Raw genomic sequence first — 21,543 nt, 5'->3', positions numbered from 1 at the left:
CTACGGAATGACAAATTGTATGTAATTTTTATTTCCTAATTTTGCAAAACGATGCTGAGAAAGTTTCAATTGATATTAATGATTTTCTGTTTGGGAATTTTTGTGTTTCCAAAGCAGAATTTTAATGCTCAAGTTGCTCAGAGTTCTTGTTGTGAAGCTCAAAAAGACAATTCTGACTGTTGCAAAAAGGATGAGAAAAAATCAGATTCTTGCCATCACGATTCCAAAAAAGAAAAAGACTGCAAAGACAATTGCACGACTTGCAAAACCTGCAGTTCGGGATTTGTTTTTTCTGTCGTTCTGAATAATTTCGACAACAAACTGAAAACGTTGGTTTTCGAAATCAACAATCCATTTTCTTATTATTCTCAATCACCTTTAGCAAGGTCTTTCAATATCTGGCAACCGCCTAAATTGGGTTAATTTTTTTTATTTAAATGTCTTCGAGAGTCTCAGACTGACAATTCGGTTTGCGATTTCACAAAGACATTATTATCAAACAATTAAAATTAATCAAAATGAATACAATCATAAAATCAGGAATTTTATTCCTTTCCATATTTCTATTTTCAAATTTTTCTGCTCAAACCAAATCTTTCAAAGCTAAAGTAGAAGGCAACTGCGGAATGTGCAAAGAACGCATCGAAACTGCTGTTAAAGCTGATAAAAATGTAAAATCAGCTGACTGGAGTATGAGCAAAAAAGTCTTGACTGTGAGTTATGACGCTTCCAAAACTGACAAAAAAGCAATCTTGAAAAGTGTTGCAGAAGTTGGTCACGACAACGAAATGTTCCGTGCATCGGACAAAGTCTATGACGAATTGGATTCTTGTTGCCAGTACGACCGTCCCGACAACAGCAAAAAATTAGCAAAAAATGCTGATAAAAAACAAGTCTGCAAGCTTAAGTAATTAATTTAAAATTTTTGACGATGAATTATTTAAGTAGAAAACTTATGTTTTCTGTCCTGCTCGTTTGTTCAATATTTTCATTCGCGCAAACCATTACAGAACAGTTTTTGGTAAAAGGAAATTGCAATATGTGCAAAGCCAGAATAGAAAAAGCAGCCATGAAAGCCGGCGCACAAACAGCCAACTGGACTGCAGATAATCAAACTTTGACAATGACGCTTGACGAATCGAAAGTGAAATGTGATGACATCCTGAAACAAATCGCTGAAGTTGGTCACGACAACGAGAAATATAAAGCGCCGGAAGATGCTTACAAAAATCTGCCTACATGTTGTTTATATACAAGAGGTTCTGATTTTGAAAAACCGAATGACACGCTTGAACATCACTCAGATTCTGATAAAAAAACCAATCAGATTGAAGGTGTAAAACTGACTAGAGAAAAAGAAGCGACAGCTATCAGCAAAAAAGAAGCGGGATTGGTTTTCAATATCAGTTCCAAAGAATTGTTGAAAGCGGCTTGCTGTAATCTTTCCGAAAGTTTTGAAACCAACGCAACTGTGGATGTTTCATTCAGTAATGCGGTTACGGGAACTAAGCAATTGAAAATGCTGGGATTGGACCAAAAATATACACTTTTGACCAAGGAACAATTGCCGGAAATCCGTGGATTGGCTTCACCTTATGGATTGAATTTCATTCCCGGAAAATGGATTGGCGGAATCCAACTAACAAAAGGTGGAAGTACGGTCGTTAACGGTTACGAAAGTATCACGGGGCAAATTAATACAGAACTTTTGAAAACACACGATGACGATAAAAAATCGGAAACAGAAATCAATTTGTTTTCTGATAACAACGGACGTGTTGAAGCGAATGTAACTCATACTTCTCCAATTTCTGACAAATGGACCCAAAGTGTTTTGCTCCACGGAAACGGAACTTTTGGCGATACAGATATGAACGATGACGGTTTTCTTGACAGACCAAAAGGCAGTCAACTGAATGTAGCTTATTTGTTGAATTACAATGATTTGGAGAACTCTGGTTTTGCTTCGCATTTCGGAATTAATTATTTGAAAGACGAAAGAACAGCAGGACAAATTGGATTTAACAAAAGAATTCCGCAGAAAGACCAATCGCTTTATGGTGTTGGAATTGATATTTCTAGATTTCAGTTATGGAATAAAACAGGTTATGTTTTCAAAGGCAAACCCTATCAAAGTTTGGGTTGGATGAATCAATTGACTTATCATCAGCAAGATAGTTTTTTCGGATTGAGAAATTATTTTGGGAAAGAAACGTCTTATTATTCTAATTTGATTTTCGAAAGTATCATCGGAAATACAAACAACAAATATAAAGTCGGTGTGAGTTTTTTGTATGACAAATACGATGAAGATTATCTTTTGGACAATTACAAAAGAACCGAAACCGTTCCCGGATTGTTTGCAGAATATACTTTGACAGGCGAAAAATTCACTTTAGTAACAGGCGCTCGTGTTGATTTTCACAATCTTGCAGGAACACAGTTTACGCCGAGAATGAATTTCAAATATGATTTAACTCCAAAAACGATTTTCAGAATTTCGGCTGGAAGAGGTTTCCGAACTGCGAATATCTTTGCAGAAAGTCAGTCTTATTTTGCATCGAATCGTCAAATCCAAATCATCAATAATGGTGGTGAAATCTACGGTTTGAAGCCTGAAATCGCTTGGAATTATGGAGTAAGTTTGCAACAGGAATTCAAATTGTTTGGAAGAAAATCAACCATTTTAGCCGATTTTTTCAGAACAGATTTCCAAAATCAAGTTGTGACAGATTTGGATGAATCTGCACAGAAAATTTTGTTCTATAATCTTGAAGGAAAATCGTTTGCGAATAGTTTCCAAACGCAATGGGATTTTCAGCCTGTGAAAAATCTGGAATTCAGAGTAGCTTACAAATATTATGATGTGGCTTTGGATTATTTGAGCGGACTGAAAAAAGTACCTTTTATGGCGAAACATCGTGGATTCGCAAACCTAGCTTATTCAACCAATAAAACTGAAAAAGGCAGATTTTGGAGCTTTGACACAACATTAAATTTAGTTGGAAAACAAAGACTTCCAAACACAAAATCGAATCCCGCAGAATTTCAGTTAGGCGATTATTCACCAAGTTATGCGACTTTGAATGCTCAAATTTCAAGAAATTTTTCTGAGAAAATCAGAGTTTATTTGGGTGGAGAAAACTTAACCGGTTATCAGCAGAAAGTTGCGATTCTTGACTCAGCTAATCCATTCGGAAATTACTTTGATGGAGGAATGGTTTACGCGCCGATTATGAAACAGAATTTCTATGTTGGTGTGGATTTTAAGTTTTAAAGATTTAAAACATTTATTAAAAAAACCTCATCAATTGATGAGGTTTTTGCTTTTACTGATTGTCTTTATTATAAAATTCGGTCATCAATTCATTCGCTTTTTCGAAGTCATTTTCTGAGACTTTCAGCTGAACGCCACCGCTTGTATTGTTGAACAAATTGTAAGTATTGGCTAAAATATTTCCGAAAACAAAAGTTTCAATGTTATTGGTTTCCAGGAAGACTTTGAGCATTTCGGCTTCGATTTCTGTGTTGAAAATCTTGAGTGTAATTAATTCCATAATTCATTGATTATAACCTGTTCGACGTTTCGTTGACAGCATTTTCCTTGTAATTGGATTTTTTCAATTTTCCAAAGTTATATTTTGCTGCAAAAGATATCGTTGGCGTATTTCCAAAAAAGGTGCCAGTTGAATTCATTCTGTTATAAGTCATTTTCTGGATATAATTCATTTGGTTGAAAACATCATTGTAGCGAACAGTAAAATCAAAATCGGAAATAGAAGATGTCATCCCAAGATTGACGAGACACATCGCATTGTTTTCATACAAACCTTCCACACGTTTTGTGATGTAAGAACCATCCAGCAGGATTGATAGATATTTCCAAACATTGACCGTATTATTGGTCGAAAAATAAACATAAGGTGTAGATTTTTTAAGCACAGCTAAAGAATCTTCTACTTTATCATAATTGACTGAAAGACTGTTTTGAGAAGTCCATTTTTTTCCTTGAAAAAGAGAATCAATGCCTAAAGAAACGCCCATTTCCTTATCGAAATTAACAGGTTGAAACTTCGAAATATTTCTTTCTTCATCATAAACCAAAGTGTAACCCAAAGGATTTTTGCTGTTGTAAGCAGATGCGTTCAAAGATATTTTTTTCAGATTTGTGGTAAATGTAATCGTGTTGGTGTAGGTTGGAACCAAATCCGGATTACCTTGATATTCAACATACGGACTTCCGTATAAACCGCCTGACGCCAGATTTCCATAACTTGGACGAGAAATACTTTTTCTGAAATTCAGAGTATAATCGTAATTGTCATTTTGCTTGAAACTGATTTCTGCATTAGGAAACCAATCGAGATAATCTCTTTTGATTTTAGTGGCATTCTCAATAACATCAAAACCTTCCGCATTGGTTGTTTCCGCTCTCAAACCTGCATTGATATTCCATTTATTTGCATTAATAGCGAGGTTCGTATAACCTGCAACATTAGATTCTTTAAATTTATATTGATAATATTCAGGAGTTTGATTATTCTGATAAGTCGTTTTATTATTCGTGTTGGTTTCTGCTTTTGTATAGCTTCCACCCAATTCTAAACTGTAATTGTCACTCAGCTTTTTCTCGATATCAACTCTTCCTGAATAAACATTTCCAGAATAAAACTGATGACGAAATTGATTGAACTCATAACCAGAATTATTGGTATCATTGAAAAAACTATAATCCACATTATCACTCTCTCTTTTGAACTGAAATCCGGTCAAAATCTCAGCATCCCAATCCGTTATTTTCTTTTTATAATTAAAGATAGAATTGATGGTCGCACGTTTTCTATCTTGTTGATTCAGGGTTTTAACAAGAGTAGAATTTCCATTTTCGGAATAAAAAGTATTGGTATTATTATCGCCTTTGTCAGGTCTGAAATTGCTATTAACAGACAAAGTCAAATAATCGCCGTCATCGTTCAGCTCCTGATACAAACTCGCTCCAAAAATAGTTTGCGGACGTTTTGTGATTGATTTGATAACGTAATCAGAATTAATATTTTTACTCGGAACTTGATAATCAAAGCCGTTACTTTCCCAATGATTGATTTGGTTATAAGAAGCATTCAGTTTCCACTCGGTTTTATTTTTTTTTTGCTGGAAATTTGCTGACAGATAATTACTAAAGCGTTTCTGAAAAGTTGCCGTTTCCGAAATACTCAATTGCGTACCATCTTTTCTGCTCTTTTTAAGATTGACTTTGATAACCGCTTTCCCTTCCGATTCATATTTAACAGACGGATTTCTGATAACTTCCACCGATTTGATGTCATCCACCGAAATTGCAGATAATGTCGCAAAATCCACTCTCTGATTATCAACATAAAGCAAAGGTGTCCCTTTTCCGACAAACGATAAACCTTCGCCGTTCGCATCCATCATTACAAAAGGTAATTTTGATAATAATTCTGAGGAAGTCGGTAATTTATTAAGTGTTGAATTGGCAACATCCAAAGTAATATTTCCATTTTCTACCTTGAAAGTCTTTTTCTTAGCCGTGATTGTCACCTCATCAATCTTTTGACTTTTCGGTTCAAAAGCAATTGAAAGCTCCAGATTTTTTTCCAGATAAAATGGTTTTTCATTCTGAATCGTTTCATCAGATGACAACTGAAGATGATAATTGCCTGATTTCAATTGGTCAAATTCAAACTTCGAATCCTGAGCAATTGTAGTTTTAAGTATTTGATTATCATTATCCAAAAGATAAACTACAATAGGATAAGTATTTTTTTCTTTGTCAGAATTAATGATTTTTCCATTAATCTTAAGATTTTGTTGAGCGGAAAAAGTCGTTGAGATGAGGATTAAAAACAATAAAATGTTCTTCATTGCTAATTAGTTTTTAAATGTTTACTTAATTATTTAAAACAATCATCAGCTTTGTTTTATTACATCATTTTTTGAAAAACAATGAGATAATTATTTTCCTTGCAAAATCGCTCTGTTGATTTCATTAATCAATTCCGGACCTTCATAGATGAATCCTGTATAAAGTTGAACCAGACTGGCGCCAGCTTCCAGTTTTTCCAAAGCATCCTGCGCTGTATGAATCCCCCCAACGCCGATGATTGGGAATGCTTTTGCACTTTTTTCGGACAAAAATCTGATAACTTCAGTCGAACGTTTTGTCAAAGGTTTTCCTGATAATCCACCAGTTTCAGTTTTATTTTGTGACGTTAAATTTTCTCTTGATAAAGTTGTGTTGGTTGCTATTACACCAGCAATTTTTGTTTCATTAATGATATCAATAATATCCAAAAGCTGTTCATCTGTTAAATCCGGAGCGATTTTCAGAAGAATTGGTTTTTGTTTTGGCTTTTCAAGATTGAGGTTTTGAAGCGTTGATAATAATTCTGTCAAAGGTTTTTTATCCTGAAGTTCACGTAGATTTGGCGTGTTTGGTGAGCTGACATTCACAACGAAATAATCAACGTAAGGAAATAATTTCTCGAAGCAGATTTTGTAATCGTTTACCGCTTCTTCGTTTGGAGTGACTTTATTCTTTCCTATATTTCCACCAATCAGAACGTTTTTGTTTTTTTTCAGACGTTCAATTGCTTCATCAACACCACCATTATTAAAACCCATTCTGTTGATAATTGCAGAATCTTCTTTCAGTCGGAATAATCTTTTTTTATCGTTTCCGGGCTGAGGTTTTGGTGTCAAGGTTCCGATTTCTATGAATCCGAATCCAAGGTCGGACAACTCATTAAACAATTTTGCATCTTTGTCAAAACCGGCTGCTAATCCAACCGGATTTTGGAATTTCAATCCGAAAACTTCACGTTCAAGACGTTTATCTTCAATTGGTTTTGGTAAAATTAATTTGGCTATAAATCCGAAATTCTTCAGAACAGAAAATGTAAAATGATGAACTTCTTCGGGGTCGAATTTGAAAAGAATCGGACGAATTAAGCTTTTGTACATCGGAGAAAAGTTTTACAAATTTACGTTTTTGTGAGGATAATTCTTTCAATTTGTAAGGATTTCTCAATAAACTAAATAAATTCTTCGAGATTAAAATTCAAAATTTTCCCTATTTCTAAAAAACCAGGATTCACATTCAAGCTTGCGTTGAGGGAAATATTTTGATTGGTAATGGGATGTTTAAAACTAAGTTGATAAGAATGCAAAGGCATTGCAGTAATATTAAAACTATTCAGCCACAACTTATTCTGTTTATTGCAGCCGTGTTTTCTGCAACCTAAAATGGGATGTAAAATATGTTTGAAATGTTTTCTCAGCTGATGAAATCTCCCTGTTTCAGGAATTGCTTCTACCAAAGAATAACGAGAGGTTGGATGTTTTAGAAATGGTAAATCAATTTCGGAAATCATCAATCGTTTATAGTATGTAATTGCATTCTGAACGATCTCATTTTCATTGGTTAAGTCGTAATCGATTGTTTCTTCCTCTTTTGTCCAACCGCGCAGAATCGCCAGATATTTCTTCTCAACTTCGCGATTCATAAACTGGTCACTTGCTAGTTTAAGTGTTTCTTTATCGAAAGCGAATAACAAAACGCCAGAAGTTTTTCGGTCAAGACGATGAACAAGATGAACCTTTTTTCCAATTTGATTCGTCAGTTTATCTACCGCATATTCGTCTGCTGGGCCGGCATATTTTGACTTATGAACCAAAAGTCCGCTTGGTTTGTTGATGGCAATAAGGTAGTCGTCTTGATAAAGAATTTCTAACATTTTGCAAAAATAGAGATTTTCTGTAGAAGCGGATATTAGGTAAGACAGGGATTTTAAGGAACGGACAAATGTAACTAGCCCTGATAGTAGTGGAAATCCCACAGCAAGCGATGGGAAAGCTTGGCGCGAGGAATTGCAACGGATAGCAGGTTCCCGGCTCCTAAAAATGAATCTGTTAAAAACTTCTGACTTCCATCTTACAACTTCCTACATTTTCCTTATTTTTGCACTTCAATTCAACATAAATTATGGCAAAGCAAGAAGATGTTTTCAAAAAAGTGGTTTCCCACGCTAAAGAATATGGTTTTATTTTTCCTTCCAGCGAAATCTATGACGGACTTTCGGCAATCTACGATTACGGACAGAACGGCGCAGAACTGAAAAATAATATCAAACAATACTGGTGGAAAGCAATGGTTCAGCTGAACGAAAATATCGTTGGGATTGATTCTGCCATTTTTATGCACCCAACCATTTGGAAAGCTTCCGGACACGTGGATGCGTTTAACGACCCGTTGATTGACAACAAAGATTCTAAAAAACGTTTTCGTGCGGATGTTTTGGTGGAAGATTACTGCGCCAAAATCGAAGACAAGGAAAATAAAGAAATAGAAAAAGCGGCTAAGAGATTTGGTGACGCTTTCAATAAAGCTGAATTTGTAGCGACCAATCCAAGAGTTTTGGAATACAGAGCAAAAAGAGAGGCTATCCTTTCTAGGTTAGCTAAATCTCTTGAAAAAGAAGACCTTGCGGATGTAAAAGCTTTGATTGAGGAATTGGAAATTGCTGATCCGGATACTGGTTCTAAAAACTGGACGGAAGTGAGACAATTTAACCTGATGTTTGGGACTAAGTTAGGTGCTTCTGCAGATTCTGCAACAGACCTTTACTTAAGACCCGAAACGGCTCAGGGTATTTTTGTGAATTACCTGAATGTTCAGAAAACTTCTCGTCATAAATTACCTTTCGGGATTGCTCAGATTGGTAAAGCATTTAGAAATGAGATTGTTGCGAGACAATTTATTTTCAGAATGAGAGAATTTGAACAAATGGAAATGCAATATTTTGTTCCACCTGGAACTGAGTTGGAATTCTATGAAAACTGGAAAAAAACACGTCTTAACTGGCATTTGGCACTTGGTTTAGGTGAAGATAATTACCGTTTCCACGACCACGAAAAATTAGCGCATTATGCGAATGCTGCTGCTGATATCGAGTTTAATTTCCCATTCGGATTCAAAGAATTGGAAGGAATCCACAGTAGAACAGACTTTGACCTTTCGGCTCACGAAAAATTCTCTGGTAGAAAAATCCAGTATTTTGATCCGGAAAGAAATGAGAATTATGTGCCTTATGTTGTAGAAACTTCGGTTGGTTTGGATAGATTGTTCTTAGCAATTTTCTCAACTTGTCTTAAGGAGGAAGTTTTGGAAGACGGTTCAGAAAGAACAGTTTTGAGCTTACCACCAGCTTTAGCACCAATAAAAGCAGCAATTCTTCCATTGGTTAAAAAAGATGGTTTACCAGAATTTGCAGAGAAAATTTTCAATGATTTGAAATTTGATTTCAATGTTTATTACGAAGAAAAAGATGCGATTGGAAAACGTTACAGAAGACAAGACGCAATCGGAACGCCTTTCTGCATCACAGTTGACCACGATTCTTTGAATGACAATACTGTAACCTTAAGATACAGAGATACAATGGAGCAGGAAAGAGTTCCGGTTTCTGAACTGAGAAGAATTATTGATGAGAAAGTGAATTTCAGAACTTTGCTTTCGAAGATTTAAGAAAATAATATTTTTTATATATTGAAAATCCCGACATTTGAGTTCGGGATTTTTTAATTTAAAACTATGAGTCAACGAATCACCTTTTCCGCAGAAATCCAACAACACCAAGACATCAACGCTGCTTTTGTCAATTTTCCATTTGATATCGTTGAATTATTCGGGAAGAAAGGACAAGTTAAAGTCAAAGTTTTGCTTGATGATAAAGTAGAATACAGAAGCAGTCTTGCAAATATGGGCGGCGGCTGTCACAGATTAGGATTAACCCAAGCCATCAGAAAAGATTTGGGAAAGACATTTGGAGATATTGTTGAAGTTAAACTTTGGGAAGACAAAGAAGAACGGATTGTTATTGTTCCCGATGATGTTCAGGAATTACTTAATCAAAACGAAAAAGCAAAAGAATTTTACGATAAAATGTCTTACACACACAAAAAAGAATATATCCGCTGGATAGAAGAAGCTAAAAAAGAAGAAACCCGCGAACGCCGGAAAATCAAAATGATAGAAATGCTTCTTGAAGGTAAAAAAGGGATTTAAAAATTTTAAATCCCTTCCCTTTTTATTTGATTTTTACTAAGTGTATCACTTGATTATCCTGAGAAATCAGAAGCGAATCGCCCTTGGTTTCTGCCGTAATTGTATTTCTTTCATAGAATTCTCCTTCTGCAGTTTTCTTTTTGAAATCTAAAACAAACTTGTTATTATTAGCTTCCAGAGTAATGGTTTTTGATTTCCCATTATCAAAAAAAGTAGCTTTGGCTCTACTTCCATCATCAGCTTTATAAGGAACAGAATATTCTTGAACTTTCTTGCCATCCACAGTTTTATCCATAGAAGTGGTTGTAACGCTATCGATTTTCCCATTCTCATCCGTAACTGTTGTTTCTGTGGAATAAGATTCGGAAGTCATTTTAGTATCGTTTTTTTTGCAGGAAACTAATGCTAGAGCAACTACAAATCCAGAAATTAAAGTGATTTTTTTCATAGTTATAAAGATTTTAAACGAGTGATTGTTTTGTATCAAATTGTTGTCCAAAAACAAAAAATCCCGAAACTAATTTCGGGATTTTTTGATATTAATATGAATTTATTTTTTCAAGGATTTGATTCCCATTTCGAATAATGCAAAACTCAACAAATCAGCATTTTCGCCAATCACCTGTTCTGTAGAACGGCCTGCGCCGTGACCTGCATTTTTCTCGATTCTTAACAAAATTGGATTGTTACAAGCTTGTTTCTCCTGCAACTCTGCTCCGAATTTGAAAGAATGTGCCGGCACTACTCTATCATCGTGGTCACTTGTGATAATCATTGTCGATGGATAGCAAGTTCCTGATTTTACGTTGTGAACCGGAGAATAAGACTTCAAATATTCAAACATTTCTTTGTTGTCTTCTGCTGTTCCATAATCGTAAGACCAACCAGCACCAGCCGTGAATTTGTTATATCTCAACATATCCAAAACGCCAACACCTGGGAAAGCTACTTTTGCCAAATCTGGTCTGATGGTCATTGTTGCACCAACCAAAAGGCCACCATTGGAACGGCCAGAAAGCGCCATAAATTCCTTCGATGTATAACCTTTCGACTGTAAGTATTCGCCAGCAGCGATGAAGTCATCAAACACATTCTTCTTTTGTTGCTTAGTTCCTGCATCGTGCCATTTCTTTCCATATTCTCCACCGCCACGGATGTTTGGAACTGCGTAGATCCCGCCATTTTCCATCCAAATGGCATTCACAACAGAGAAACTTGGCTGAAGGCTGATGTTGAAACCACCATAAGAGTAAAGGATTGTTGGATTTTTTCCATCCAGCTTTGTTCCTTTTTTGTAGTTGATCATCATTGGAACTTTAGTTCCGTCTTTTGAAGTATAGAAAACCTGCTCAGAAACGTAATCTTCTGGATTGAATTTCACATTCGGTTTCTGATAGACTTCAGATTTTCCAGAGTCCACGTTGTATTTATAAATCGTTCCCGGAGTAATATAATTAGTGAAAGAATAATAGATGTCTTTCTCTTTTTCCTTACCGCCAAAACCTGAAACCGTTCCTTTTCCTGGCAATGCAATTTCTCTAATCAACTCTCCTGTTTTATCAAATTGCTTCACAAGACTAATCGCATCTTTCATATATTTTCCGAAAAAATAACCGCCACCTACAGAAATACTCAACACATTTTCGGTTTGTGGAATAACATCTTTCCAGTTTTCTGGACTTGGATTTTTGATGCTCACTTTTACCAATCGCATATTTGGAGCATCTTTATCCGTAAAAATAAACAAGTCATCACCTTGCGTATCTACAATATCAGCATTAATGTCAAAACCTTTGTTAATTTGAACAAAATCGCCTCCGTTTTTCAAATCTTTGATGAACAATTCGTTACCATTGGTTGCATTGGCTCCGGAAATAATCAAAAATCTTTGATCTTCGGAAACGCTTGCAGAAAGATATCTTCTCGGTGTTTTTTCGCCTCCGAAAATCAATTGGTCTTCAGATTGTTTTGTGCCTAATTTGTGAAAATAAACTTTGTGTTTATCTGTCATTCCGGACAAAACTGTTCCTTCTTTCGGTTTGTCATAACTGGAATAATAGAAACCTTCATCACCTTTCCAAGCAATTCCACTGAATTTCACATCAACAATCGTTTCATCAATTTGTTTCTTAGTAATTGCATCGATGATGATGATCTTGTTCCAATCGCTTCCACCTTCCGAAATCGAATAAGCGGCAAGATTTCCTTTTTTGTTGAATGACAAATTGGAAAGAGATGTGGTTCCTTTCTCAGAAAATGTATTCGGATCAAGAAAAACCTCGATGTTTTTTGTTTTAAGTCCAGTTCTGTAAATCACAGATTGCGCCTGCAAACCATTGTTTTTGGAATAATAAGTATAATCGCCTTCTTTGAACGGAGCAGAGATTTTTTCATAGTTCCAGATATTTCTTAATTGATCTTTAATTGTCTCTCTGAAAGGGATTTTCGAAAGATAATTCTGGCTGTAAGCAACCTCTTCATCCACCCATTTTTTAGTCGCTTCAGAATCATTTTCCAGATCACGATAAACATCTGCCACTTGAGTTCCGAAATAGTTATCGACTTGAGTTCCTTTTACGGCTTTGGGATAATTTGATTTTGACATAGTTTGAGCTTGGGCACCAACATAAAAAACAACGGCTGCTGTTGCAAAGATTGATTTTATTTTCATTTTTAATTTTTGAATGTTTCCAAAAATACAAAAAAATAAAGCTTCTGAAGTTGTTGAAAGTGCGTTTCTAAAGGAAATAAAAGTTATTTGGTTTCCCCACATTTAATTTAAAACAAATGACAATTGATTTTCTTATTTAATCCAATAAAAGATCCCTCGCCAAAGACGAAGGAATCTTATAAATATGAATGTTTTTATTTTATTTCTGGCTTAAGAAATATTCAGCTTCGGCTTTTCCCCATTTTGGATCCAGAGAAGATTTTGATGTGTAAGTACCAAACTGCTCAATTGCTTTTTTGAACAATTCTGTACCTTTTACTTTGCTTCCTCCAAATTGTTCCGGAGTGAAATAAGCATCTTCTGCTTGCAAAACTGTTATTCTTGGATTGTTTGGATCTAATTCCTGTGCTTTAGTCAATGCCTGCTGCGCAATTGGAGCTTCTGTCATATATCTGGACATTGGGTCTGCCATCATTCTGAGCCCGCTAGTCATTTTTTTCAGGATAAAAAGTTCTGCATTGTTTGGACTCAAAGCTTCTGCTTTAGCAATATACTTTTCAGCTTCTGCTGCAACTGGGTCTAACTCAGTTGTTTTTTCAGATCTCATCAAAACTCTTCCTTTTTGAATCGTTGCAAATGCAGCATAATAATACGGTAACCATTGTGTGTTTTCCTTGGTTCCGATTCTATCAAAATCATTAGCCAAAGCCGTGAATTCGTCCGGTGTTTTGTGGTCTTCTACTTTAGCAATTTTCTCAGTCATTGCTTTTTCAAAAGCGGTTTGAGCAAATGTTGTAAATCCTATTAAAGAAAGGCTGATTGTTAAGATTAATTTTTTCATTTGGATATTTTTTAATTGTTATTTTAAATTTCTGATTCAAAGATAGAATGAGTTTAGTTTTATTTAAATTTTATTTTTCTGAACTGTAATTTTTGATGACCGAATCGTAATTCAAAAATCGTTATTATATAGAATTGCGTCTGTTCGAGTGAAATTCTGAAAGAATTTTGTATCGAGAACCAATTAAACAGACAAAGTTCTCGATACATTTTTCTCCACTTTGTTACGAAAAACACTCGAACTGACGAGAGCATTACAAGTTATTATTAATAGCATCATTTGTTTTATCAACACCAAAACTTACAAAAACGCCTACAAAAACAAAAGTATTAACCGGCGGTCTTACGGCAGTTCTATTATTTCCATCTGCAGAATAATTATAACCGTAAACATTTTTATTTCCCAAAATATTATTGATACTCAAAACAAATACAGTAAATGATTTCGAATCTTTCTTTCCAACGCTCGGAACATAATTAACACTGAAATTCAATCCGCTGTAATCTTTCAGTTTTCCTTGATGACGAACCATATTCTCTCCATTTTCTGAAACCAAGTCATAATAAGGTCGTCCTTTGGAATAAGTATAAGATAGATTAAAACCTGTTTTCCAGTCCATCACAAACTTCTTAGCAACAGCATTGAAAGTATGTTTTGATGCAAAATTCGGAGCTAAACTAAAAGGATAGTTTAAGAAGTCTTTTTTGGAATCCAAGTAAGAATATGTCAGCCAATAATCGATGTCTTTGAAAGTTTTTTTATCTCTCCAGAATAATTCAATTCCTTTAGCAAAACCTTTTCCAGCGTTACTATTAGCAATTTGATAATATTGACTTTGATTACCGGTCATCAAACTATCTTGTATGACAGAAGTTGTCTTAATAAGGCTTTTATATTCTTTATAAAACGCTTCAAACCTCAAGCTTCTTCCATCAGAATTCTTCTGAACTTGAAAGATATAATGATCCGCTCTTTGGAAGTCAAAATTATTGCTGTAAAGATATTTGCTTTCTGGATTTTGATAAAAGATTCCATAAGCGAAAGATGTAGTCCAGTCTTTTGAAATCCTGTAAGCTAAAGCGGCTCTTGGAGAGAAATTCCATTTGTCGAGATAAGAAGAATGTTCTGTTCTTGCACCTATTTTTGCAGTAAGATTATTAGTAAAAATCAAATCTGTTTCGGCAAAACCAGAAGAAATCAAATCTTTATAATTGCGTTCAAAAGTTCCGTATTTCATTGTTTCATCAGCATTATTTAATTCAAAACCGGCACGAATAATACTTGCTCTGTTGATTTTTCTTTCAACAACTGCTTTTGCATTGATATAATTTGATTTGTTGTTTATTGGCGTATTAGATAGTTCAGCATTATCTTTAAAAGTCGCAAAATTCAAATCGCTGGAATTATAAGTATAAGAAGTTCCGATGTTCAAGAGATATTTCCCGAATTTCTCTTTGTAAGACAAGTTGTGATACATATTCTGCCCTTTCAAATTAACCATATTTCTATCCGAATCTTCTTCCAGACTTTCTGAACCAACTGCCATTTTATTCTCATCCACACTTCCGTAATATTTGATAAAACCACCTTTTTTAGTTTTAATTCTAAAGTTTCCATCAAATCCATAACCTTGAGGATATTTATCAAAATCTGTATTGAAATTGAATAATTTTCCCATCAATCCAAGATTCGAATAACTACCAGCGACACCCCAGGAAGCGGTTTTTTCTTGATTAAGCTTCTGATAATTAGCACTAAGGAAAATCGGAGAAACCCCAAAATCAAAAGAAGTTTGTTCAGGTAAATCCACACTTTCCAAAACCAAAACAGAAGACAAAGCCTGCCCATAAATCGCAGAGTATCCACCACTTGAAAACACATTTCCTTTAAATAATGACGTATTAAAACGATCTCTACCAGCAATCCCTGGAACTGAATTTGTGAAATAATTATTGACCAGATTGCCGTCCATAAAGATTTTTGTTTCAGCGCCAGTTCCACCTCTTACAAACAAGCCTTCGCTCTCTCCCACTTTCTGAACACCTGGCAAATAACCTAAAGCCGACGAAATCTGCCCATTGGCGCCAGCTGTCGTGTAAACATCCAAAGGTGTCAATAACGCTGTTGCACGTTTTTTATCACTGGCTTCTATACTTCCCGCAGTAATTACAACCGCATTGATTTCACTGATTTGCTCCTTAAGATTGGCATTCATAGAAATATCTTTTCCTTCAATTTTTACAGGAAGTTCTACTTCGTCATAATTTTGACCTGAAAAAACCAAGGTTTTATCTCCCGTTTCTGTGGTTGTGAAAGAATAATTTCCATTGGCATCTGTTGTCGCTCCGTCATAAGTATCTTTCAACGTTACATTGATGTCTTTCAGTGCCTTGTTCTTATAAGTCACTTTTCCGGAAATGGTAATTTGTGACCAAATACTGATGCTTACCAACAGTAACAATAGACCAATAATTTTACTTTGAGTTTTCATATCTCTTAATTTTGATTCAAAGATATTGTGGTAAAAAATCATCAGAAATTTTAAATGACCGAATGGTAGAAATTGCTAACCGAACCGTAAATGTTTCACGTAAAACAATTATTTATAACATTGGCTTTAAATTTGTTATATCGAAAAAATAACAATTAATTTTAAAACTATGAAAAATTTGTTACTAATTGGAATAGCTGGTTTGACACTTGCTTCCTGCAAAACGGTTTCAAAACAATACATCGTTCGTCCAAAATCCCATACTTTAACACAGGGAACTGCAAACTTTACTCAGAAGAAAGGTAAAGTTAAAATGGATTTGAGCATTTTCAAATTAACACCAGGACTTCACGCAGTTCATATCCACGAATTTGGAAACTGCAGTGCAACTGATGCATCTTCTGCCGGCGGCCATTGGAATCCTTCTAAAGATGACCACGGAAAATGGGAATCCGATCATTTTCATATGGGTGATATTGGTAATCTGGATGCAGACAAAGACGGACAGGCACGTTTGACATTTACAACGGATAAATGGTGTATTGGATGTGATGATCCAATGAAAAATATTATTGGAAAAGCTATTGTGATCCACGCGGGCGTAGATGATTTTCACACACAACCCACTGGAAATGCTGGTGGAAGAGTTGGATGTGTTGAAATCAAATAGAATCAGAAAATAAATCTATCATTATATTTCAAAACTTTGGAAAGCATCAATAATATGATGGATTTCCAAAGTTTTTTGTTGGTTTGGAAGGACTGAAATAATATCAAACCGCACTTCTTTATTTATATTATTTTCTTCGATAAAATAGTTGGCAGCTGATATTAACAACTTGATTTTCTTTTTATTAACAGCTTCCTGAGGTTCCAGAAAAGCATCTGTATTTCTGGCTTTGACTTCTATGATGATGATTTGATTCTCTTTCTCAGCGATGATATCAATTTCCGCTTTTAAATAACGGAAATTGCGGGCTAGAATCTTATATTCGGCTTTTACTAAAAAATCCACCGCAAGATCTTCAGCAATCTTTCCAAATTCGTTGTGGTCTGCCATAGAAGTTATAATTGATAAATGTTAGTTGATAAATAATTAAAACGTAATTTTTACATCATTGCCAACTTTCATAGTAACATTGGAGCCTATAATTAAAGGTCTATTATCAAAAATATGTCCATTTGGAAAGCCAAAAACAGTTGGAAAATCATATTTAGAAACTCTGTCTGCAATCAATTGATAGGTGAACGAATCGAAAGATTCTTCATTTTCTTTGTTATCGGTTTCGCTTCCCATATTGGTCATTCCGCCAACGATTAATCCTTTGATTTTTTTGAAAACACCTGCAAGTTCTAAGCTCATAATCATTCTATCCAAAGCATAGAAATTTTCTCCGATATCTTCTATGAATAAAATTTTATCTGTAAAATCAAAGGAATATTGAGTTCCTAAAAGGGCATAAACTAAAGCTAGATTTCCGCCTACCAAAATTCCGGAAGCCTCTCCTACTCTATTATTTGGATTGGAATCGATTTTATAGTTGAGTTTTTTGCCTTTCAGAATATCGAAAATCAATTCGTAGCTTTCTTCTGTAACTCCAAAACTGGAGGTTTTAATCGTTTGTCCGTGGATAGAAGCAAAGCCTTTTTTCAGCAAATAACTCTGTATCACTGTATTGTCAGAATATCCGATGTACCATTTTGGATTTTTTTTGAATTCTTTCAAATTTAAATGCTGAACCAAATGCTGACAACCATAACCTCCTCTCGAAGCCCAGACTGCAGAAATCTCTGGGTCGTTTAAAGCCCAATTGATATCGTTTATTCTCTGTTTTTCTGTTCCGGCGTATGAATAGCCATTTTGGTATTTAGTGTAAAGATTTTCGCCTAAAATAGGCTCATACCCTTTGGACTTGATTAATTTCAAAGTTTTGTCCAATTGCGGAATCTCAACAGAACCAGCTGGAGAAATAATGGCTATTTTATCTCCTTTTTTTAAAGACTGAGCGAAAGTTGTGTTTTGCATTTGTGTCGGTTTTTGATGATGGATTTGAACGCAAAGGTCGCAAAGATTTTTCTTACTTTATTGAAAATATTTTTAAAGTTCACAAATCAAAGATTCATCGATTCCTTTAAAATAATAAAAATTTGAGATAAAGACGCTTTGCTCAGCGAAGGAATATAATTATAATATTTAGTTTGTCATTCCTTAGAAATCTCAGCGATCTAGATTGACTTCGTCGAACCACTTCGTTAGGTTTCCTACGGAATAACAAAATCTGTTTTTGTGTTGAATCTGCAGCCCGACTTATCTCCAATTTTTTATTTATTTTTTATTTGAATCGATAAACCACTTCGTTAGGTTTGGGAGCGGAAGGCGGATTAAGTTGCCCAAAAATAATTACTTAATCTTTGGCTGCTGTTTTTCTGCTTTTTCTAATTTTTCGTCAAACTTATTGAATTTTTTGAAGCTTTGTAAGAATATAAAAATACTGAAAATCATGAGAATACAGCCAACTGCTTTTCTGATTTTATTTGCAACTTTTTGATTTAGTCTATCGTGGAATTGCTTTGCTAAAAGGATTTTGGAAAGGTCTATAAGAAGATAAGTTCCAATCACAATCCCAATGTAAAGAACAAAATCCTGAACTTTTGGATAGGCATTTCGAACAGAAACGACTGTTACCAGCCAAAAAAGAACAACTCCGATGTTCAGTAAATTGAGTAAAAATCCGTTCAGAAAAGTTTTAACATAATTTTGGTCAATGAGTTTTTCTTCCCCTTCGATGTGCATTTTGGTTCTGGAAAGCAACATATAAATGGCGTAAATGAGAATCAAAAATGCGGAAATCCGATAAAATCCAGGATGTTTGTCTATCAAACTGACCAAGTCTGCGCTGGCATAATAACTGATCAGAATACAAAGAAGATCGGCCGAAACTACGCCAATATCCAAGGCAATGGCGTGTCTAGGACCTCGGGAAAAACTGGTTTCTATCAATAGGAAAAATATGGGTCCGATGAAGACCAGACTGAGCATTATTCCTAATCCGACAGCGTATAAAATGAGTTCTAACATTCTTAGTTTTTTGTGAAAAATCAAAATGTATCTTGTGAAAGACGAAGACAAAAATACATTTTAGTTTTTAATTAATGTTTATTAGACAATTTAAAACTGGAAGTTTTTCAACCACATAGCCACATAGTTTTAACTTATTGAAAAATAAAAAAGCTAGAATAGTTATGAAAATATTCTAGCTTTAATAACATAATTTCTATGTGTCTATGTGGTTAATTTCCTACTCCACAATTTTAAAATCAAGCTGTTTTGCAATCAAATTAGCTTTAACTACTTTTATTTTTACTTCGTCTCCAAGCTGATAAGTATTACCAGTTCTTGAACCTACAATGGCGTAATTTTTCGCATCTAAAGAATAAGAATCATCCACCAAATCACGAAGTTTTATCATTCCTTCTGCTCCATTTTCAGGGATTTCTACCCAGAACCCATATTCTGCAACGCCGGAAATAACACCTGAGAAAACTTCTCCAACGTGGTCTTCCATAAATTTGACCTGCATAAACTTGATGCTTTCTCTTTCCGCTTCAGAAGCCAATCGCTCCATTGCTGAACAATGTTTTGCTTGTTCTTCAACAACTTCTTTGTTAGGCGATTTTCCGCCGTCTAAATAATGCTGAAGCAATCTATGCGCAATCAAATCCGGATAACGTCGAATTGGCGATGTAAAGTGCGAATAATATTCGAAGCCAAGTCCGTAATGTCCAATCGGGTCGGTAGAATAAACAGCCTTGCTCATACTTCTCATCGCCAATGTTTCAATCATATTTTCTTCGCCTTTTCCTTTGACATCGCTCAATAATTTATTCAAAGATTCAGCGACTTTTTGAGTGTTTGCCAAATCCATTTTATAACCGAAACTTCCTACAAAATCTCGTAAAGCAGTCAGTTTTGCTGGGTCTGGGTCATCGTGAATTCTGTAAATGAAAGTGTTTCCGGTTGGCTCATTTCTTTTGTTTAATGAAATGAATTCTGAAACTTTTTTATTCGCCAAAAGCATAAACTCTTCAATCAAATGGTTGGAATCTTTGCTGACTTTGAAATAAACGCCAATCGGTTTGTTATTTTCATCCAGATTGAATCTCACCTCGCTCCTATCAAACGTTATTGCACCATTTCTGATACGTTCTGCTCTCATTATTTTGGCTAATTTATCCAGCTGAAGAATTTCCTCAACCAAATCGCCTTCCCCAGTTTCGATTCTTTCCTGCGCTTCTTCGTAAGCAAATCTTCTATCGGAATGAATCACTGTTCTACCAAACCATTGTTTATGGATTTTCGCCTCTTCATCCAGTTCAAAAACTGCTGAGAAAGTGAATTTATCTTCATTTGGACGCAGTGAACAAACATCATTACTCAAAACCTCAGGAAGCATTGGCACTACTCTATCAACCAGATAAACCGAAGTTGCTCTTGCATAAGCTTCATCGTCCAAAATAGTTCCCGGTTTCACATAATGAGAAACGTCTGCAATGTGAACTCCGATTTCCCAAAGTCCATTTTCTAATTTTCTAATAGACAAAGCATCATCAAAATCCTTCGCATCTTTCGGGTCAATCGTAAATGTCAGAATATCACGCATATCCCAACGTTTCGCCACTTCATCAGTATTGATACTTCTGTCGATTTGGTCTGCATCGTGTTCTACTTCTGGTGAGAAATTGTAAGGCAAACCATATTCAGCCAAAATAGAATGAATCTCGGTTTCGTGGTCGCCCGGAGCACCAAGAACAGTTGTGATTTCGCCTTCCGGATTTTTGCTTCCTGGTTTCCATTCCAACATTTTTACGATGACTTTGTCTCCATCTTCTGCTCCATTAAAATGATTTTTGGAAATGAAAATATCAGTATTCAATTTCTTCTTATCCAAAACCACAAAACCGAAATCTTTGTCCGAAATCTTCTGAAAAGTTCCTACAAAAACCTCTTTTGCTCTTTCCAGAACTTCAACTACAGAACCTTCTAGCTTTTTACCTTTGAAATTGTAAGTTACAATAAGAACTTTATCGCCTTGCAAAGCATCTTTTACATTTTTTTGATGTACGAAAATATCATCATTGATTCCTTCAACTTTTACATAAGCATTTCCAGATTGATTGAAATCTATTACACCTGTCAAAGTACCTTCTATATTGAGGTTAACAATATATTTTCCTTTCTCAGTTTCTTTGATTTTCTGAGTCGCCAAAAGCCTGTGAAGTGCCTGAATCACAAGCTCTCTTTGTCTTGGATTCTTATAATCTATTCCTTCCGCAATCTGTTTGTAATTGTAGATTTTGGAAGTTTTTTTGCTCATAAAACGAAGAATTGTTCTCCCTAAATCGAGAAGTTTCTGTTCGTTTTTATGACTTATATTTTTTTTGTTTTTCATTTA

The 21,543-nt window shown here is 35.0% G+C and carries 18 protein-coding genes; 6 read left to right on the top strand and 12 right to left on the bottom strand.

The window, feature by feature from the left end; all coding sequences use genetic code 11:
• Nucleotides 1-51: 51 nt before the first annotated feature.
• The 3 genes from V7P73_RS02210 to V7P73_RS02200 all read left to right on the top strand — a co-directional run bounded on the left by V7P73_RS02210 (nucleotide 52) and on the right by V7P73_RS02200 (nucleotide 3,277).
• Nucleotides 52-423, top strand: coding sequence for a hypothetical protein (locus tag V7P73_RS02210; RefSeq protein ID WP_333851098.1), 372 nt, complete (start codon nucleotides 52-54; stop codon nucleotides 421-423).
• 95 nt (nucleotides 424-518) lie between these two features.
• Entirely contained in the window at nucleotides 519-911 is a 393-nt protein-coding gene (locus V7P73_RS02205; RefSeq protein ID WP_333851097.1) for a heavy-metal-associated domain-containing protein, read from the top strand.
• A gap of 20 nt (nucleotides 912-931) precedes the next feature.
• Nucleotides 932-3,277, top strand: coding sequence for a TonB-dependent receptor domain-containing protein (locus V7P73_RS02200; protein WP_442896954.1), 2,346 nt, complete (start codon nucleotides 932-934; stop codon nucleotides 3,275-3,277).
• Between the two features lie 52 nt (nucleotides 3,278-3,329).
• Here the strand turns inward: V7P73_RS02200 and V7P73_RS02195 are convergent, their stop codons facing one another.
• The 4 genes from V7P73_RS02195 to V7P73_RS02180 form a co-directional block, all read right to left on the bottom strand.
• Nucleotides 3,330-3,557, bottom strand: a complete 228-nt coding sequence (locus V7P73_RS02195) for a putative signal transducing protein (RefSeq protein WP_333851096.1) — start codon at nucleotides 3,555-3,557, stop codon at nucleotides 3,330-3,332.
• A 10-nt stretch (nucleotides 3,558-3,567) separates the two neighbouring features.
• Nucleotides 3,568-5,886 carry a TonB-dependent receptor domain-containing protein gene (locus V7P73_RS02190; protein ID WP_333851094.1) on the bottom strand — a complete coding sequence of 773 codons (2,319 nt, stop codon included), beginning with the start codon at nucleotides 5,884-5,886 and terminating at the stop codon, nucleotides 3,568-3,570.
• A gap of 90 nt (nucleotides 5,887-5,976) precedes the next feature.
• Complete coding sequence (locus V7P73_RS02185) at nucleotides 5,977-6,984, bottom strand: quinone-dependent dihydroorotate dehydrogenase (protein ID WP_333851092.1); 1,008 nt, start codon at nucleotides 6,982-6,984, stop codon at nucleotides 5,977-5,979.
• A 71-nt stretch (nucleotides 6,985-7,055) separates the two neighbouring features.
• Complete coding sequence (locus V7P73_RS02180; protein ID WP_333851090.1) at nucleotides 7,056-7,757, bottom strand: pseudouridine synthase; 702 nt, start codon at nucleotides 7,755-7,757, stop codon at nucleotides 7,056-7,058.
• 248 nt (nucleotides 7,758-8,005) lie between these two features.
• Here V7P73_RS02180 and V7P73_RS02175 point away from each other — a divergent pair, with 248 nt between their 5' ends.
• Both V7P73_RS02175 and V7P73_RS02170 read left to right on the top strand, forming a co-directional pair.
• On the top strand, nucleotides 8,006-9,547 hold the full coding sequence (locus V7P73_RS02175) for a glycine--tRNA ligase (protein ID WP_333851086.1): 1,542 nt from the start codon (nucleotides 8,006-8,008) through the stop codon (nucleotides 9,545-9,547).
• A gap of 66 nt (nucleotides 9,548-9,613) precedes the next feature.
• The gene (locus V7P73_RS02170) at nucleotides 9,614-10,087 is read left to right on the top strand and encodes a YdeI/OmpD-associated family protein (RefSeq protein ID WP_333851084.1); all 474 of its coding nucleotides are present in this window, start codon (nucleotides 9,614-9,616) and stop codon (nucleotides 10,085-10,087) included.
• Between the two features lie 22 nt (nucleotides 10,088-10,109).
• Here V7P73_RS02170 and V7P73_RS02165 read toward each other — a convergent pair whose 3' ends face one another.
• The 4 genes from V7P73_RS02165 to V7P73_RS02150 form a co-directional block, all read right to left on the bottom strand.
• Nucleotides 10,110-10,535, bottom strand: coding sequence for a hypothetical protein (locus V7P73_RS02165; protein ID WP_333851082.1), 426 nt, complete (start codon nucleotides 10,533-10,535; stop codon nucleotides 10,110-10,112).
• Nucleotides 10,536-10,637: 102 nt separating this feature from the next.
• A complete protein-coding gene (locus V7P73_RS02160; RefSeq protein WP_333851080.1) occupies nucleotides 10,638-12,758 on the bottom strand; it encodes a prolyl oligopeptidase family serine peptidase in 2,121 nt (706 codons plus the stop codon).
• A 199-nt stretch (nucleotides 12,759-12,957) separates the two neighbouring features.
• Nucleotides 12,958-13,599 carry a hypothetical protein gene (locus V7P73_RS02155; protein ID WP_333851078.1) on the bottom strand — a complete coding sequence of 214 codons (642 nt, stop codon included), beginning with the start codon at nucleotides 13,597-13,599 and terminating at the stop codon, nucleotides 12,958-12,960.
• A 253-nt stretch (nucleotides 13,600-13,852) separates the two neighbouring features.
• Nucleotides 13,853-16,090 carry a TonB-dependent receptor gene (locus V7P73_RS02150; RefSeq protein ID WP_333851077.1) on the bottom strand — a complete coding sequence of 746 codons (2,238 nt, stop codon included), beginning with the start codon at nucleotides 16,088-16,090 and terminating at the stop codon, nucleotides 13,853-13,855.
• A gap of 169 nt (nucleotides 16,091-16,259) precedes the next feature.
• Between V7P73_RS02150 and V7P73_RS02145 the strand changes: the two genes are divergently transcribed.
• Nucleotides 16,260-16,760: a superoxide dismutase family protein gene (locus V7P73_RS02145; protein ID WP_333851075.1), complete on the top strand. Its 501-nt coding sequence runs from the start codon at nucleotides 16,260-16,262 to the stop codon at nucleotides 16,758-16,760.
• 21 nt (nucleotides 16,761-16,781) lie between these two features.
• On the opposite strand, the gene V7P73_RS02140 is transcribed toward V7P73_RS02145, so the two are convergent.
• The 4 genes from V7P73_RS02140 to rnr form a co-directional block, all read right to left on the bottom strand.
• On the bottom strand, nucleotides 16,782-17,150 hold the full coding sequence (locus V7P73_RS02140) for a YraN family protein (RefSeq protein WP_333851073.1): 369 nt from the start codon (nucleotides 17,148-17,150) through the stop codon (nucleotides 16,782-16,784).
• A 36-nt stretch (nucleotides 17,151-17,186) separates the two neighbouring features.
• Nucleotides 17,187-18,116 carry a S66 peptidase family protein gene (locus tag V7P73_RS02135; protein WP_333851071.1) on the bottom strand — a complete coding sequence of 310 codons (930 nt, stop codon included), beginning with the start codon at nucleotides 18,114-18,116 and terminating at the stop codon, nucleotides 17,187-17,189.
• A 375-nt stretch (nucleotides 18,117-18,491) separates the two neighbouring features.
• Complete coding sequence (locus V7P73_RS02130; RefSeq protein ID WP_333851070.1) at nucleotides 18,492-19,169, bottom strand: LysE family translocator; 678 nt, start codon at nucleotides 19,167-19,169, stop codon at nucleotides 18,492-18,494.
• Between the two features lie 220 nt (nucleotides 19,170-19,389).
• Complete coding sequence (rnr, locus tag V7P73_RS02125) at nucleotides 19,390-21,540, bottom strand: ribonuclease R (protein ID WP_333851068.1); 2,151 nt, start codon at nucleotides 21,538-21,540, stop codon at nucleotides 19,390-19,392.
• Nucleotides 21,541-21,543 lie beyond the last annotated feature (3 nt).

This window comes from Epilithonimonas sp. (genome assembly GCF_036780765.1).
In the GTDB taxonomy this organism is placed as follows: domain Bacteria; phylum Bacteroidota; class Bacteroidia; order Flavobacteriales; family Weeksellaceae; genus Epilithonimonas.
The sequence above is the reverse complement of the archived record's forward strand: the minus strand, read 5'-3'. Positions and strand labels throughout refer to the sequence as shown.

Excerpts from the sequence above, each read along its gene's own strand:
- V7P73_RS02210 (WP_333851098.1), top strand. The coding sequence starts at position 52 with ATGCTGAGAAAGTTTCAATTGATATTAATGATTTTCTGTTTGGGAATT.
- V7P73_RS02205 (WP_333851097.1), top strand. The coding sequence starts at position 519 with ATGAATACAATCATAAAATCAGGAATTTTATTCCTTTCCATATTTCTA.
- V7P73_RS02200 (WP_442896954.1), top strand. The coding sequence starts at position 932 with ATGAATTATTTAAGTAGAAAACTTATGTTTTCTGTCCTGCTCGTTTGT.
- V7P73_RS02195 (WP_333851096.1), bottom strand. The coding sequence starts at position 3,557 with ATGGAATTAATTACACTCAAGATTTTCAACACAGAAATCGAAGCCGAA.
- V7P73_RS02190 (WP_333851094.1), bottom strand. The coding sequence starts at position 5,886 with ATGAAGAACATTTTATTGTTTTTAATCCTCATCTCAACGACTTTTTCC.
- V7P73_RS02185 (WP_333851092.1), bottom strand. The coding sequence starts at position 6,984 with ATGTACAAAAGCTTAATTCGTCCGATTCTTTTCAAATTCGACCCCGAA.
- V7P73_RS02180 (WP_333851090.1), bottom strand. The coding sequence starts at position 7,757 with ATGTTAGAAATTCTTTATCAAGACGACTACCTTATTGCCATCAACAAA.
- V7P73_RS02175 (WP_333851086.1), top strand. The coding sequence starts at position 8,006 with ATGGCAAAGCAAGAAGATGTTTTCAAAAAAGTGGTTTCCCACGCTAAA.
- V7P73_RS02170 (WP_333851084.1), top strand. The coding sequence starts at position 9,614 with ATGAGTCAACGAATCACCTTTTCCGCAGAAATCCAACAACACCAAGAC.
- V7P73_RS02165 (WP_333851082.1), bottom strand. The coding sequence starts at position 10,535 with ATGAAAAAAATCACTTTAATTTCTGGATTTGTAGTTGCTCTAGCATTA.
- V7P73_RS02160 (WP_333851080.1), bottom strand. The coding sequence starts at position 12,758 with ATGAAAATAAAATCAATCTTTGCAACAGCAGCCGTTGTTTTTTATGTT.
- V7P73_RS02155 (WP_333851078.1), bottom strand. The coding sequence starts at position 13,599 with ATGAAAAAATTAATCTTAACAATCAGCCTTTCTTTAATAGGATTTACA.
- V7P73_RS02150 (WP_333851077.1), bottom strand. The coding sequence starts at position 16,090 with ATGAAAACTCAAAGTAAAATTATTGGTCTATTGTTACTGTTGGTAAGC.
- V7P73_RS02145 (WP_333851075.1), top strand. The coding sequence starts at position 16,260 with ATGAAAAATTTGTTACTAATTGGAATAGCTGGTTTGACACTTGCTTCC.
- V7P73_RS02140 (WP_333851073.1), bottom strand. The coding sequence starts at position 17,150 with ATGGCAGACCACAACGAATTTGGAAAGATTGCTGAAGATCTTGCGGTG.
- V7P73_RS02135 (WP_333851071.1), bottom strand. The coding sequence starts at position 18,116 with ATGCAAAACACAACTTTCGCTCAGTCTTTAAAAAAAGGAGATAAAATA.
- V7P73_RS02130 (WP_333851070.1), bottom strand. The coding sequence starts at position 19,169 with ATGTTAGAACTCATTTTATACGCTGTCGGATTAGGAATAATGCTCAGT.
- rnr (WP_333851068.1), bottom strand. The coding sequence starts at position 21,540 with ATGAAAAACAAAAAAAATATAAGTCATAAAAACGAACAGAAACTTCTC.